This is a genomic window from Coleofasciculus sp. E1-EBD-02 (genome assembly GCF_040218245.1).
Taxonomy (GTDB): Bacteria; Cyanobacteriota; Cyanobacteriia; order Cyanobacteriales; family Coleofasciculaceae; genus Coleofasciculus.
Map to the genome: position 1 here is coordinate 12,075 of NZ_JAVJQN010000064.1, position 13,510 is coordinate 25,584.

Sequence of the window (13,510 nt, forward strand, 5' to 3'; positions counted from 1 at the left end):
GACATGCCTCAAGGTAAAGAACCCCCTCAACTACTCAGACAACGCTTTGTTTATCAGGGACGCAAATTTAACTTTGAAGTTAATCACCTGCGTCTTCCCAACCAAGCAAAAGGCGACTGGGAATGCGTTCGTCACCCCGGTGGGGCGCTAGCGGTTCCGGTTACCCCAGAGGGGAAACTGGTACTCGTGCGTCAATATCGGTTTACCGTACAACGGCGGTTATTAGAGTTTCCGGCGGGTACGGTGGAACCTTTAGAAGATCCCGAAACCACAATCCAACGGGAAATCCAAGAAGAAATCGGATATCGGGCGCACCGTTGGCAATCTTTGGGCAATTTTGCCTTGGCACCAGGCTATTCTGATGAATATATTTACGCATTTCTGGCGCAAGATTTAGAGAAACTGGAAACGCCGCCAGGATTGGATGTGGATGAAGATTTAGAAACGGTGTTGATGACACCCGAACAATTAGAAAAAGCGATTCATGGGGGGGATGCGGTTGATGCTAAATCGATTTGTAGCTTTTACCTAGCGCGTCCGTTTTTGCAGCAATAGTGGGTTAATTGTTGTTGAACATATCCCGGAAACCGTAGGGGCGCACAGACGTGCGCCCTATCAAACCTGTGTCCACATTTCTAATGGTTATGTTGACAGATATGGTAGTGTGGCGAAAATTGTAGAGACGTTGCATTCAAAGTCTCTACAACCTGAACGGAAAAGATATTATCTTAATTTGGTGCTTGATGATTAGGTTCGTAGTCAGGGCTTTAGCCCTATTGTGTTGGGTTTACTGGCGTTGATATAAATAAATGACGACTAACGAAATTCATGGATTACGGCTAATCTAACACACCAGCCTTGAAAATCTGGTCAGCGTCTAACTCCAAGTCAGGAAACATTGGTGACACCACATAATCTCCCCGTCGAAACTGTCTCATCTCGTAAGTTTCTCCTTTTAAATCGCAGATAGTAATGGTCGGCTGTTTGGGAGAACCAATAAAAAACGTTCCACCTAAGCCCAGATAATCAACAATCCAATATTCCTGAATCCCCAAGGCTTGATAATCATCCACTTTGCGGGCATAATCGTTTTGCCAATTTGTACTCACAACCTCAACCACTAACTTGACTGAAGTTCCCCGTGTAATAATCGGTTCACGTTTCCATAACGGTTCATCGCGTAGGGCAAGTCTATCTAATACAATCACATCCGGTTTAAAGGCGGAATATTGACCTAAGGGTTTAATCAGACATCGCATCGGGATAAAGTAGGGTTGCTTAAGATGAGCGATGGCTAGGTTCAACTGCATGTTAATAAAGCCCGTTACCTGTTCGTGCGGACCTGTTGGCTCTATGTCAACTAATTCTCCATCAATTAGTTCATAGCGAGGATGATCTCCGTATTCAGCAACAAACTCGTCAAATGTTAGTGATTTTTGTAGGATTTGAATCATTATAAGCAACCCCTGAAACCAGGCTACCTGTAAGACGTTTACTTTATCCTAACACTAATCCACAAGCCTTAAAACGCCTTGGGTTTAAACCCAAGGCTAACAGCGAAAGTCAGCTAAAGCTGACTGAATAAGAATTGGAGTCCATTTTAATGCACTTGATTGATTAACCCGGAGGGCGGGTTTTGAACGAAATAGTTGAGCGCAGTCCCCATCTAGAATCTTTGATTTAGATGGGGTGCGTTCAATAAACGTTATAATTAACAGCGAAACCAGAAAGGCTAAACCCGCCCCTACCCATTCAAATCTCATCATTCATGACTGATCTGATTCTCTTCTGGCATCGCCGTGACTTACGCATTTCTGATAATATTGGTCTGGCTGCGGCTTGTCAAAAAAGCCAGAAGGTGATAGGAGTCTTTTGTCTTGACCCAGATATCTTAGAACGGGATGATATCGCTCCAGCACGAATCACGTACATGATTGGCTGCTTACAGGAGTTACAACAACGCTACGCTGAAGCTGGGAGTCAATTACTAATCTTGCATCAAAACGCCAGTCAAGGAATTCCCGCCTTAGCTGACGCCCTCAACGCCAAAGCGGTAGTCTGGAATCGGGATGTTGAACCTTATGCCCGATCGCGCGATCGCACGATACAAGATGCCCTAGAAGAAAAAGGGATTGCGGTTGAACAGTTCTGGGATCAACTCTTACACGCCCCCGGCGAAATTCGCACCAATTCCGGCGATCCTTATAAAGTTTATACCCCCTTCTGGAAAAACTGGAAAGACCAAGCCAAAGCCACTCCTGCTGAATCCTTAACCAATGCTGAAGGATTAACTGCAACGGAACAGGATGTGGTAAACAAAGTAGGCGCAATTGAGTTACCTACGGCGAAAGAGTTAGGGTTTACCTGGGACAATCCCCTGGTGCTGGAACCGGGAGAAAAAGCCGCCCAGGAGAGACTAGAGGAATTTTGCGATCGCGCTATTGACGACTACCAACACCAACGCAATCTCCCCGCCATTGATGGCACATCCAGACTCAGCGCCGCCCTCAAATTTGGTGCGATCGGAATTCGCACGGTTTGGCAAGCCACGCAAACAGCGATAGAACGTAGCCGTAGCGATGAAACTCGTGATAGTATTCAAACCTGGCAACAGGAATTGGCTTGGCGAGAATTTTATCAACATGCTCTCTATTTCTTCCCCAAATTGGCAGAGGGACCCTATCGTGATACTTTTGAAAATTTCCCCTGGGACAATAATCAAACCCTGTTTCAAGCGTGGTGTGAAGGCAAAACGGGTTATCCGATTGTAGATGCTGCCATGCGCCAATTAAATCAAACGGGATGGATGCACAATCGTTGTCGGATGATTGTTGCCAGTTTCTTAACCAAAGACCTAATTATTAATTGGCAATGGGGTGAAACCTATTTTATGCAAAAATTATATGACGGTGACTTAGCCGCTAATAATGGCGGCTGGCAATGGAGTGCGTCCAGTGGAATGGACCCGAAACCCTTGCGAATTTTTAATCCCGCAAGTCAAGCACAAAAATATGACCCGGATGGGGAGTATATTCGCCAATGGTTACCGGAGTTGAGTTCACTGGATACAAAATACTTGGTGACGGGTAAAATTCCAGCGGATGAACGTTCGAGTTGTGGCTATCCTGAACCTATCGTGGATCACAAAAAACGACAGAAAGAATTTAAACAGCGCTATCAACAGCAAAAAGGGTAAGTCATTCGTCATTTGTCCTGGGTAAGGGTTTGAAGAATATTGACAGAATGTATTGGACGTTGGACAAATAGCGAAGGGTTAAGTTAGGGCGGGTTTTGAACAAACGTTATCATCCATAGCCACGCATCAAGTTCCTAAACCCGCCCCTACACACTTATGGCGACATCCCATGGCATAATGGAGGACATTTGCTCAACTCACACACTCATTGGGTACAACGGCATCCGTGGTACCCCCTGCTTTATGGCAGTGTATACTTTATCGTTCATTTCTTCGGGAGCGCGAGGCTAACGTGAAGATTTTGGTGGTTGGCAATGGGGGACGCGAACACGCCCTCGCCTGGAAACTGTTGCAATCTCAACGCATTAAACAAGTAATCTGTGTTCCTGGCAATGGGGGTACAGCGACAAATCCACAGTGTCAGAATCTGTCTTTACGAGTGGATGATTTTGCCGGAATTGCTCGGTTTGCTTTAGTTCATAATATTTCGTTAGTGGTTGTGGGTCCGGAACTCCCTCTAGCATTGGGGATTACGGACTACCTACGTCGTCAAAACTTGGTCGTGTTTGGTCCCACTCAAGCAGGTGCCCAAATTGAATCGAGTAAGGCTTGGGCAAAAACATTGATGCAGTCGGCTGGCGTTCCCACTCCTGGGTTTGCTATGTTTGCCGATAAGGATGAGGCGATCGCATACCTGAAACAGCAAGATGCCCCAATAGTCGTCAAGGCAGATGGTTTGGCAGCCGGAAAAGGGGTTACGGTAGCTCAAACCATTGAGGAAGCTGTGGCGGCGGTTGAGTTCTTGTTTAAGAATAAGTTTAAGGCCGTAGTCATCGAAGACTGTGTCGCGGGTCAAGAAGTGTCTGTCTTGGCACTAACCGATGGCGTGACGATTCGTCCCTTATTACCCGCTCAAGATCATAAGCGGATTGGTGAAGGAGATACAGGTCCAAATACGGGAGGGATGGGCGCGTTTGCTCCCTCTCCCCTGGTGAATCCTAGCTTGATGGCACGGATTGAACAAGACATTCTCCAACCCACAGTTAAGGCGTTGCAAGAACGAGGAATTGACTATCGCGGGGTTCTCTATGCGGGATTAATGATTACGCCTCAAGGTGATCCCACGGTTCTAGAATTTAATTGTCGCTTCGGTGATCCGGAAACTCAAGCGATTTTACCGTTGTTGGAAACGCCCCTGCACGAGTTACTTTTGGCTTGTACCGGGCGAAAATTGGCAGAATTGCCCCCAATTAGCTGGCATCCTGGGGCGGCGGCTTGTGTAGTGGCGGCGGCGCAAGGGTATCCAGAGGCGTATCAGAAGGGTCATGCTATTAGTGGGATTGAACAAGCCCAGGAACGGGGGGCTATGGTATTTTGTGCCGGAACTCAGTTTAAGCAGGAACAGATGCTAACCGATGGCGGGCGCGTATTAGCGGTGACAGCAACGGGTGAAACATTGGAGAGTGCGATCGCAGCCACCTATCGGGCGATAGACTGTATTGAGTTTGAGGGACTGTACTATCGTAAAGATATCGGTCATCGTGTCACTCAAGCCTAACCCTGTCATTGGTCACAGAACAGGGAACAGGGAACAGGGAAGGTAGAGTTTTGAGTTAACTTCCCCCTCTCTCCATCTCCCAGACGTAGCATGCTACGTCTCTACTTCCCCATCCCCCTCTCCTTGCTCAACGCCTGAATTTTTGAGAGAATTAAGATAAATTAAGGTAATTCCGTTTAATGCTGATCGACTAATTTTACTGGCTTTGCTGAAAACCTTCCGAGAGATACTGGGACGATGGTGGTCGGAGTTTACTCTCCAGACCCGATTAATGGCGGCGGCGACCTTAGCCGTCTCCCTGATTATGAGTGGCTTGACCTTTTGGGCAGTCAACACGATTCAACAAGACGCCCGAGTGAACGACACTCGTTTTGGTCGGGATTTGGGTCTACTGCTGGCGGCGAATGTCGCCCCTCAGATTGCCGAAAACAATCTTACTGAAGTCGCTCGCTTTTCTCACCGTTTTTATAGCAGTACCTCTAGTGTGCGCTATATGATTTACGCGGATGAGGATGGCAGAATTTTCTTCGGCATCCCCTTTTCTGAATCGGAAGTCCACAATTCTCTCTCCATTCGACGCCGGATTCAGCTTCCCGAAGACTACGCCAAAAACTCCGACCTACCGATGGTTCGGCAGCATGTCACCCCAGACGGGGAAGTTACGGATGTTTTTGTCCCCCTCACCCATGAAGGGAACTATCTCGGCGTTTTAGCCATTGGCATTAACCCCAATCCCACGGTTGTCGCCTCCTCAAATTTGACGCGGGATGTCACCATTGCTGTGTTTATCTCGATTTGGGTGATGGTGATTCTGGGTGCCGTATTTAATGCCTTGACAATTACTCAACCAATTAAAGAGTTGCTCACGGGTGTGAAAAATATTGCTGCAGGGAACTTCAAGCAGCGCATTGACTTACCCCTGGGTGGAGAACTGGGAGAACTGATTTCCAGCTTCAACGAAATGGCAGAACGCTTAGAGCGTTATGAAGAACAAAATATTGAGGAATTGACCGCAGAAAAAGCCAAACTGGAAACTTTGGTATCTACGATCGCAGATGGTGCTGTATTGCTCGATACCACATTGAACGTGATTTTGGTCAACCCAACCGCACGGCGTATTTTTGGTTGGGATGGTCATACCCTGGTTGGTGAAAACGTGCTGCATCATCTACCGACAGCCGTCACCCTAGAACTGACGCGACCCCTGTATCAAATTGCTGGCGGCGAAACGACGGCGGAACGGGAAGGAGAGGAGTTCCGTATTACCCTGACTGAACCCACACTGCGTACTGTTCGGATTCTGCTGACGCGGGTGTTTGACCAATACCGCGAGAGCATTAAAGGTATTGCCATGACGGTGCAGGATATTACCCGTGAGGTTGAACTGAATGAGGCAAAGAGTCAGTTTATTAGCAATGTTTCTCACGAACTGAGAACGCCGTTATTTAACATCAAATCATTCATCGAAACCCTACACGAATACGGCGAAGACTTGAGCGAGGTAGAACGGCAAGAATTTCTGGAAACGGCGAATCGAGAAACGGACCGTTTAACTCGTCTAGTTAATGATGTTTTAGATTTGTCCAGACTGGAGACATCTTGCCGCATTTATCACTTTGAACCCGTAGATATTGCTGGACCCGTGGAGCAAACCCTCCGCACCTACCAGCTTAATGCCCGGGATAAAGGGATTGAACTGGTACATGAAATTTCGCCTAAATTGCCTCCCGTGTTAGGGCATTATGACTTATTGCTGCAAGTCTTTGATAACTTAGTAGGCAACGCACTGAAATTCACAGAATCCGGTGGACGAGTAGTGATTCGTGCCTATCCCCTAGAACCCAATCCCAATCATCCGGATGAAATTCCCCAAGTTCGGGTGGAAATTTCTGATACAGGTATTGGGATTGATTGGGAGGATCAAGAAAACATTTTTGATCGCTTTTTCCGCGTCGAGAATCGAGTTCATACTCTGGAAGGAACAGGTTTAGGTCTTTCTATTGTCCGCAATATTGTTGAAAAACATCACAGCCGAGTTTATTTAGTTAGTGAAGTGGGGATTGGTACAACCTTCTGGTTTAATTTGGATGTGTGTACCGAAAAAGACCAATCAATTGAGCAGCCTTCAGAAGACCACTTACTGACAACAGAGACGGACGAGACAGCCGCGACGGTGACCTAATTTTGCACCGAATATATATAATTCAAAGCGTGACGGATCAGGAGTTAGAGAGTAAGGTAAACAGGATACTAACGGCAAGCAATCCCAGTAACCCGACTACGGCTGGGTGACGCTGACACCACAATTTTGCCGCTTGTAAGAGAGTACGACGCGGCATATAAATCGGCTCAGGTTCGAGCGGAGACTGGTCTTTATCCGTGTAAAGGGTACATTCCTTGGCATAAGGACGTTGAGGAAACGTACAAGTATCATCAACATGATAGAGACAGGTTTGACACAAATACTCCTGTTCCACGGCTCGGTGTAAGGTAATACCCGGATGACCGTAGGCTTTGAGAATCATGCCACAATGAGGACAAGTAATTTCTCGATTAGTGATAGATTGATGGCAACGGGGACAATTGGGCATCAGGTCTAACTTAACTGGGTGTTTGGGGGAATTTTCTCACTTGATATTCACTCGCCTGAATCATCTGATACGCTTTGCCAAACTCCTGCTCGAACTGCTGTTGGGTTCCCTCCAACTGCTCTTGTGGAACAGCTTTCCACTGTTCACGGCTTGTCCAACGAATGATCAGGATGACTTCGGTGGGTGTTTCTGGCTCAATCCAGACTTCTTTGCTGATAAATCCCGGACAGCGAGCCAGCATCGATGTCCAGATTTCGGCATCTTTCTGAATAAAGGTTTCCCGAAGTTCGGGCGAGACTCTAATTTTAAGATACTCAATTACCATATAAGACGCTTGATCGGTTACGGTGCAAACGGTTGAATCATACCAATTTCAAGTCAAAGATAGTCGCTTTTCTGCCCCTGCTTCTCGCTTTAGGGCGGGTAAATACGGCAGCAGTTGTGGGCAAGATAGCACAAAATGGAACTGGGGGTTGGAATCAACCTCCCTTCCCCTATCCTGGGGTTAGCCACCGAGTTACAGGAACAGCGTATGGATAATAGAGATTGGCTGAAGCAGTTATTGATGGTTGGTGTAGGCACAACCTCAATGGTTGCAGACAAACTACGAGAAGTTAGTGATGAATGGGTAAAAGATGGAAAAATTAATCCAGAGCAAGCCCAAGGATTCGTTGATGATATGGTGCAGCAGATCAAATCGGAACAAGGTAACTTTGAAGTCAACATGGAACGACAGCTACGGCATCTGTTGCAGGAGTTAGGTGTGCCTCGGCAAACAGAAGTGGATGAATTGCGGGGGCGCATTGATAGGTTGGAACGTCAAGTGCGGGATCTAGAAAATAAGCTGTGGCGTTAATCAAACATTGAATAGGAGGATAGATTTTGAGAGATATTCTAATCAGCTTAGGTGTTATTGTTGCCTGTGGATTGTTGTTGGTCGTGACTCAACTCAGCCGTGGGAGTGCAACCGCCGACGAACTCAACCCAACCCAACCTCAACCCCTAACCCAAGTTACCCAGGCTAAACCAATCCCTGAAAATCAATCAATTGCTATGAGTACGGATTCAACTGAGGAACAGAACACCGAGCAGGAGGTTGTAACCACACCATCGGGTTTGAAATATGTCGAACTCAAAGAAGGTGAAGGCGCACAACCCCAAAAAGGTCAAACCGTTGTGGTTCACTATACCGGAACCCTGGAGGATGGCACCAAGTTTGATAGTTCCCGCGATCGCAACCGTCCCTTTTCCTTTAAACTCGGTGCAGGACGGGTGATCAAAGGCTGGGATGAAGGCGTTGCCACGATGAAAGTGGGCGGACGTCGTCGGCTGATCATTCCCCCGGAATTGGGGTATGGCTCCCGTGGTGCAGGTGGCGTGATTCCGCCTAACGCGACTCTAATTTTTGATGTGGAATTACTAAAAATTAGCTGACTTAAGCTTTTAGCTTCAGCTTTTAGCCTTGGGTTTAAACCCAAGGCGGCTGGTGAGACAAATGACGAATGACGAATGACGAACAAATGACGAATGACAAATGACAAATGACAAATGACAAATGACGAATGACAAATGACGAATGACAAATGACAAATGACGAAATAATCACTGATTGGGATTGGCAAGATTGCGGAAGCGAGTATACTGAGGGTCGAAAATCAACTTCACGACACCAATGGGACCATTGCGATGTTTGGTAATAATCACTTCTGTGATCCCTTGATCAGGGGTATCCGGATGGTAATACTCATCCCGGTACAACATAATCACTAAGTCCGCATCTTGCTCAATCGAACCCGACTCTCTCAAATCAGACATCATCGGTCGCTTATTCGTCCGCGCCTCTACCCCTCGACTAAGCTGAGATAAGGCAATCACAGGAGTATTCAGTTCGCGGGCTAACCCTTTGAGAGAACGGGTAATCCGAGACAGTTCTTGGACTCGATTTTCACTACCACTCCCTTCCATTAACTGCAAGTAATCGATCAATACCAATCCCAGCGTTCCCCCTTGTTCTGCCTGGAGACGCCGCAGATTTGATCGCATCTGCATAACGGTGGGGTTAGGCGTATCCTCGATATAAATGGGTAATTCTGATAACGTTCCCAGCGCATGGGAGAGGGGTTCCCATTGATTTTGAGTAATTCGCCCCGTTCGCAAATAGTTACTTTCAATGCCAGCCTCGCTGGATAAAAGCCGCTGGACTAATTGCGCCTTGGACATTTCTAAACTAAAAATTGCGACAGGAAATCTGTTAGCAATATTGCGAGCCATAGCCAACGCAAAGCTAGTTTTACCCATTGAGGGTCTTCCTGCCACAATAATTAAATCAGAGCGCCCAAACCCACCCGTTATCGCATCCAAGTCATAGAAATTAGAGGGTATACCGGGTAAGGCAAGTCCTTCATGAAGCGTTTCGATTTCTTGGAAGGCTTGAATTAATGTCTCAGAGATTGGCACTAACCCTTGTTGTGGACGCACCTGAGTCAAATTGAAAATTTTCTGTTCCGCTTGCTCAAGAACAAAGTCCAACGCCATCGGTGTCTCGTAACCCAATTGAACAATCTCATTTCCCGATTGGATAAGTTGACGGCGCAGGTACTTATCCATCACCAACGCCGCGTAGCGGTCAATATTCACGGCTGACACCGTGCGTTCAATTAACTGCGCTATCTTGCTCTGACCCCCCACCTTGTCTAATAATTTATGGTCATATAACCAAGAGGTAACGCTCATGAAATCCGTTGGCTTACCTTCATGGTGCAGAATAAAGGCAGATCTATAGATTTCTTGGTGAGCGCTAACGTAGAAGGCTTCTGGAGATAATAAATCTACCACTCGACTCATTGCTTCAGGATCAAGCATGATCCCACCCAAAATAGACTCCTCCGCCTCGATGTTTTGAGGCGGTACAGAGCTAGGGATGATTGAAAGGTTAAAGTTTGAAGCCATCGCCAGAGATAGCGAGTACAACCAGAGGGTAGGGGAGCAGGGGAGCGGGGGAGCGGAGGGCTGTAAGGTTCATACTACTTGCAGGTAACTCTAATTTAATTTCCTCTTTCCTTGTTCCCCTGGAAGGGCGGGTTTAGTTAGGTTATCGGGACAGTGCCAAACCGTTATCGGTAAAACCCGCCCCTACATCCGGAGACGTAGCATGCTACGTCTCTACATCGGAGCAACGTGAATTTCTATAACCGCCGTAACTTCTGGATGCAGTTTGACTTGTGCCTTGTAGAAACCGAGCTTGCTGATATCGGGAAGCGTGATTCCCCGACGATCTACCTCTTGGTTTGTGGTTTCTTGAATGGCTTCTGCTACATCAGCTGCCGTAACCGTACCAAAGATTGCCTCTTGTTCACCGACTTGCTTGCGGATGGTAAAGCGACCTATGGTTTCTAATGCTGTCTTACGGGCTTCAGCTTGCTGCTTTTCTTCGAGTAAACGTTGTCGCTCTTGTTCTTTACGCCGCTCAACTTGCTTGAGAATACCAGCAGTGGCTAAGGTTCCAATCCCATGGGGAATTAAATAATTACGAGCATAGCCAGGAGCGACATCCACCAGTTCGCCGGATTTGCCTAGCTTTCTAACGTCTTGATTTAAAACTAACTGTACACGTTTTGCCATTGTCTTTTTTTGGGTACGGGCTGCTTGACTTAAATACTGATGCTCACTCAGAATTCCAATCATACGAAAATTTGCTATCCGAGTGCAACTCCTGGTGTAGAGACGTAGCATGCTACGTCTCTACTGGGTTAAAACTGATCCTTCATTCCCCGCAATCGGGCAAAGGTTTGCACAGGTTCTGTACTCTTAACTGCTTCTTGGAGTGTCGGTTGTTCCCAGCGCAAAAAGGGATTCGTCCGTTTTTCGACGCCCAGTAAGGAGGGGACTGTTGCCTCTTTTCGACGACGAGCCGCTTCAACGTCAGTATAGCGGCTTTGCAGGTCTGGGTTGTTGGGATCAACGGTTTGGGCAAATTTAAGATTCTTTAGGGTGTATTCATGGGCGCACCAGACACGGGTGTTATCCGGTAACCTTCGCAGCTTACTCAAGGAATCAACCATTTGCTTGGGTGTCCCTTCAAAAAGCCTGCCACATCCTCCGGCAAATATGGTGTCACCACAGAATAATTCACCCACATCATCGCTGGTGACAGGGGGAAAATAGTAGGCAATATGTCCGCTAGTATGACCGGGAACAAAAAAGACTTCAGCCGTGCGATCGCTAAACTGAACCTCGTCTCCCTCTTGTAAAAATACCTGTTGTCCCGGAATTCTGCCCCGATCTTGGGTTCCCCCATAGACACAGACATCAGGATACCGCTGAATTAACTCTTGATTTCCACCCACATGATCCCAATGATGATGAGTGTTAAAAATTGTTACTAACTCGACACCCAGTTTTTCCAGATGCTGTAATACAGGTTGAGCCTCGGCTGGATCAACCACAGCAGCAATGTTCTGTTCGGGTTCATGCAGCAAAAAGATATAGTTATCTGAAAGGGCTGGTAGTCGATGGACTTGCATATTAAATCGTTCCTCCTCAAAAAAGTCTGCTATCAATCATTTTCCCTATTTGACAGATAAACCACCTCAATGGCAAATCGTGTCAATAGGCATTAGATTAGAATGGAAATACTCAAGAGCCTTTAACCTTCATCCTATCTCTACTGCCACTCACTCAGCTTGAGATGACGAACCTCGGTTAACTAGGCTATCGTAGTCGAAAATCTAGGTCACCGCTAAAAAAGACTAACCGCCCATGGCAGTAACTATTCAACGCCCCTCTAGTCCCGCGATCGCCTCAATTGTTGATCGGATTCTCGATACAGGTCAATTGAGCCGTTGGGAGTATCTTCAGTTGGTGACTACGATGCTTTCTGACTATAAAGTTACCGAAGAGGAACGTAGTTATATTAATCGGGTCTTGGATGAACGGCAAATGGGACGACTACAGTGGATCAGTTAAAAAAGACCAACGTGTTGAAACCCAAGCGAAAGATTTCCTTAGTTGTCAGTGACTTATCGAGCAGTGGATCGGGCAGGTGGGGCGGTGCCGTGCGACCTTTTTTATTGTATAAAGCTCTCAAGAAACTTAATTATGAAGTCGAAGTTATAGGATTTGTTCCCCACGAGCAGAGTTCAGATAGTCCGCTTTCTGAAATTCCTATTATTACAATTCCCGCTTATAATTATCCAAAATTCATTATTTCCTTGAATACTCTAATTAAGACTATTCAAGGAAATATTATTTATGCCAGCAAATTAAAACCAACCAGTTTTGGGGTTGCCCTTATTCAAAAATTTAAAACCCGATGTCCTGTTCTCTTAGATATAGACGATTGGGAGTTAAGTTGGTATGGAGGTGATGATTGGACATACCGTCCTAGCTTAAAACAATTCGCTAGAGATATTTTAAAACCTGAAGGCGCTCTTAGAAATCCTAATCATCCTGTTTATTTAAGGTTGACAGAAGGTTTGGCTTCCCAAGCTGATGTGATCACAACTCACACTCATTTCATGCAAGAACGTTTTGGTGGTGTATATCTACCTCAGGGCAAAGATACGACAGTATTCGATCCCAGTCAGTATAATCCAGAAATCAGTAGAAAACGATATGATCTGGCTAACTATCGAGTTCTCATGTTTCCAGGAGCGCCACGCCCTTATAAAGGTGTAGAAGATGTTTTAATCGCGCTTGATCAATTAAATGAGTCCGACTTAAGGCTTGTAATTGTTGGGGGTAGTCCTTACGATGATTATGACCATCAACTCATGGAAAAATGGGGGCATTGGATTATCAAGCTACCAAGGTTACCTGTGTTAGCAATGCCTGAAGTCGTTGCAGCAGCTCATATTGTGGTCGTTCCTCAGCGAGATACTCCAGCCGCTAAAGCTCAGTTTCCGCTGAAATTAACTGATGCGATGGCAATGGGCAAACCAATTTTATCCACTCGCGTTGGCGACATTCCAGAAATTTTAGGAGACACGGGTTATTTAGTCGATGCCAGTTCTCCTGAACAAATTGCTGATAAAATTCGGTGGATATTTCAAAACTACCAAGAAGCAATTGAGCGAGGAAAAGAAGCGAGGAAAAGGTGTATGGAGTGTTACAGTATAGATAAAATGGCAGATATACTATCTGAAGTGATTAGTCAATTATAGTTTT

15 protein-coding genes are annotated in these 13,510 nt (G+C 46.3%); 8 read left to right on the plus strand and 7 right to left on the minus strand.

Translation table 11 applies throughout. The features are described 5' to 3' along the window. Positions 1 to 3: 3 nt before the first annotated feature. Positions 4 to 555, plus strand: a complete 552-nt coding sequence (locus RIC07_RS10720) for an NUDIX hydrolase (protein ID WP_446394514.1) — start codon at positions 4 to 6, stop codon at positions 553 to 555. Positions 556 to 839: 284 nt separating this feature from the next. On the opposite strand, the gene RIC07_RS10725 is transcribed toward RIC07_RS10720, so the two are convergent. After that, positions 840 to 1,454, minus strand: coding sequence for a Uma2 family endonuclease (locus RIC07_RS10725; protein ID WP_446394515.1), 615 nt, complete (start codon positions 1,452 to 1,454; stop codon positions 840 to 842). A gap of 96 nt (positions 1,455 to 1,550) precedes the next feature. Continuing rightward, complete coding sequence (locus tag RIC07_RS10730; RefSeq protein ID WP_446394516.1) at positions 1,551 to 1,766, minus strand: hypothetical protein; 216 nt, start codon at positions 1,764 to 1,766, stop codon at positions 1,551 to 1,553. 2 nt (positions 1,767 to 1,768) lie between these two features. Between RIC07_RS10730 and RIC07_RS10735 the strand changes: the two genes are divergently transcribed. From RIC07_RS10735 to nblS, 3 genes are all read left to right on the plus strand, one after another. After that, complete coding sequence (locus RIC07_RS10735) at positions 1,769 to 3,196, plus strand: FAD-binding domain-containing protein (RefSeq protein ID WP_446394517.1); 1,428 nt, start codon at positions 1,769 to 1,771, stop codon at positions 3,194 to 3,196. A gap of 292 nt (positions 3,197 to 3,488) precedes the next feature. Continuing rightward, a complete protein-coding gene (purD, locus tag RIC07_RS10740; protein ID WP_446394518.1) occupies positions 3,489 to 4,754 on the plus strand; it encodes a phosphoribosylamine--glycine ligase in 1,266 nt (421 codons plus the stop codon). Between the two features lie 271 nt (positions 4,755 to 5,025). Next, positions 5,026 to 6,936: a two-component system sensor histidine kinase NblS gene (gene nblS, locus RIC07_RS10745; protein ID WP_446394535.1), complete on the plus strand. Its 1,911-nt coding sequence runs from the start codon at positions 5,026 to 5,028 to the stop codon at positions 6,934 to 6,936. A 37-nt stretch (positions 6,937 to 6,973) separates the two neighbouring features. Here the strand turns inward: nblS and RIC07_RS10750 are convergent, their stop codons facing one another. Together RIC07_RS10750 and RIC07_RS10755 are read right to left on the minus strand one after the other, a co-directional pair. After that, the gene (locus tag RIC07_RS10750) at positions 6,974 to 7,345 is read right to left on the minus strand and encodes a hypothetical protein (RefSeq protein WP_446375544.1); all 372 of its coding nucleotides are present in this window, start codon (positions 7,343 to 7,345) and stop codon (positions 6,974 to 6,976) included. 10 nt (positions 7,346 to 7,355) lie between these two features. After that, the gene (locus RIC07_RS10755) at positions 7,356 to 7,670 is read right to left on the minus strand and encodes a TIGR03792 family protein (protein ID WP_446394519.1); all 315 of its coding nucleotides are present in this window, start codon (positions 7,668 to 7,670) and stop codon (positions 7,356 to 7,358) included. Between the two features lie 207 nt (positions 7,671 to 7,877). On the opposite strand from RIC07_RS10755, the gene RIC07_RS10760 reads away from it, so the two are divergent. Together RIC07_RS10760 and RIC07_RS10765 are read left to right on the plus strand one after the other, a co-directional pair. Next, positions 7,878 to 8,201 carry a phasin family protein gene (locus RIC07_RS10760; protein WP_044209078.1) on the plus strand — a complete coding sequence of 108 codons (324 nt, stop codon included), beginning with the start codon at positions 7,878 to 7,880 and terminating at the stop codon, positions 8,199 to 8,201. Between the two features lie 26 nt (positions 8,202 to 8,227). Then, entirely contained in the window at positions 8,228 to 8,779 is a 552-nt protein-coding gene (locus RIC07_RS10765; protein WP_446394520.1) for an FKBP-type peptidyl-prolyl cis-trans isomerase, read from the plus strand. Between the two features lie 168 nt (positions 8,780 to 8,947). Here RIC07_RS10765 and dnaB read toward each other — a convergent pair whose 3' ends face one another. From dnaB to gloB, 3 genes are all read right to left on the minus strand, one after another. Further along, positions 8,948 to 10,294 carry a replicative DNA helicase gene (gene dnaB, locus RIC07_RS10770; protein ID WP_446375523.1) on the minus strand — a complete coding sequence of 449 codons (1,347 nt, stop codon included), beginning with the start codon at positions 10,292 to 10,294 and terminating at the stop codon, positions 8,948 to 8,950. Between the two features lie 213 nt (positions 10,295 to 10,507). Next, entirely contained in the window at positions 10,508 to 10,966 is a 459-nt protein-coding gene (gene rplI / locus RIC07_RS10775; RefSeq protein ID WP_006103244.1) for a 50S ribosomal protein L9, read from the minus strand. Between the two features lie 128 nt (positions 10,967 to 11,094). Then, positions 11,095 to 11,868 (minus strand): hydroxyacylglutathione hydrolase, encoded by a 774-nt coding sequence (gloB, locus tag RIC07_RS10780; RefSeq protein ID WP_446394536.1) that lies wholly within the window; start codon positions 11,866 to 11,868, stop codon positions 11,095 to 11,097. Positions 11,869 to 12,103: 235 nt separating this feature from the next. On the opposite strand from gloB, the gene RIC07_RS10785 reads away from it, so the two are divergent. Together RIC07_RS10785 and RIC07_RS10790 are read left to right on the plus strand one after the other, a co-directional pair. Beyond that, complete coding sequence (locus RIC07_RS10785; protein WP_446394521.1) at positions 12,104 to 12,310, plus strand: hypothetical protein; 207 nt, start codon at positions 12,104 to 12,106, stop codon at positions 12,308 to 12,310. Then, positions 12,298 to 13,506: a glycosyltransferase family 4 protein gene (locus RIC07_RS10790; RefSeq protein ID WP_446394522.1), complete on the plus strand. Its 1,209-nt coding sequence runs from the start codon at positions 12,298 to 12,300 to the stop codon at positions 13,504 to 13,506. Before RIC07_RS10785 ends, RIC07_RS10790 begins: the two co-directional genes overlap by 13 nt. Positions 13,507 to 13,510: the final 4 nt, after the last annotated feature.

Bases quoted from the DNA above. Each gene is read 5' to 3' on its own strand.
- RIC07_RS10735 (WP_446394517.1), top strand. From the start codon at position 1,769: ATGACTGATCTGATTCTCTTCTGGCATCGCCGTGACTTACGCATTTCT.
- RIC07_RS10730 (WP_446394516.1), bottom strand. From the start codon at position 1,766: ATGATGAGATTTGAATGGGTAGGGGCGGGTTTAGCCTTTCTGGTTTCG.
- RIC07_RS10750 (WP_446375544.1), bottom strand. From the start codon at position 7,345: ATGCCCAATTGTCCCCGTTGCCATCAATCTATCACTAATCGAGAAATT.
- RIC07_RS10725 (WP_446394515.1), bottom strand. From the start codon at position 1,454: ATGATTCAAATCCTACAAAAATCACTAACATTTGACGAGTTTGTTGCT.
- RIC07_RS10760 (WP_044209078.1), top strand. From the start codon at position 7,878: ATGGATAATAGAGATTGGCTGAAGCAGTTATTGATGGTTGGTGTAGGC.
- RIC07_RS10755 (WP_446394519.1), bottom strand. From the start codon at position 7,670: ATGGTAATTGAGTATCTTAAAATTAGAGTCTCGCCCGAACTTCGGGAA.
- RIC07_RS10785 (WP_446394521.1), top strand. From the start codon at position 12,104: ATGGCAGTAACTATTCAACGCCCCTCTAGTCCCGCGATCGCCTCAATT.
- dnaB (WP_446375523.1), bottom strand. From the start codon at position 10,294: ATGGCTTCAAACTTTAACCTTTCAATCATCCCTAGCTCTGTACCGCCT.
- rplI (WP_006103244.1), bottom strand. From the start codon at position 10,966: ATGGCAAAACGTGTACAGTTAGTTTTAAATCAAGACGTTAGAAAGCTA.
- nblS (WP_446394535.1), top strand. From the start codon at position 5,026: ATGGCGGCGGCGACCTTAGCCGTCTCCCTGATTATGAGTGGCTTGACC.
- gloB (WP_446394536.1), bottom strand. From the start codon at position 11,868: ATGCAAGTCCATCGACTACCAGCCCTTTCAGATAACTATATCTTTTTG.
- RIC07_RS10720 (WP_446394514.1), top strand. From the start codon at position 4: ATGCCTCAAGGTAAAGAACCCCCTCAACTACTCAGACAACGCTTTGTT.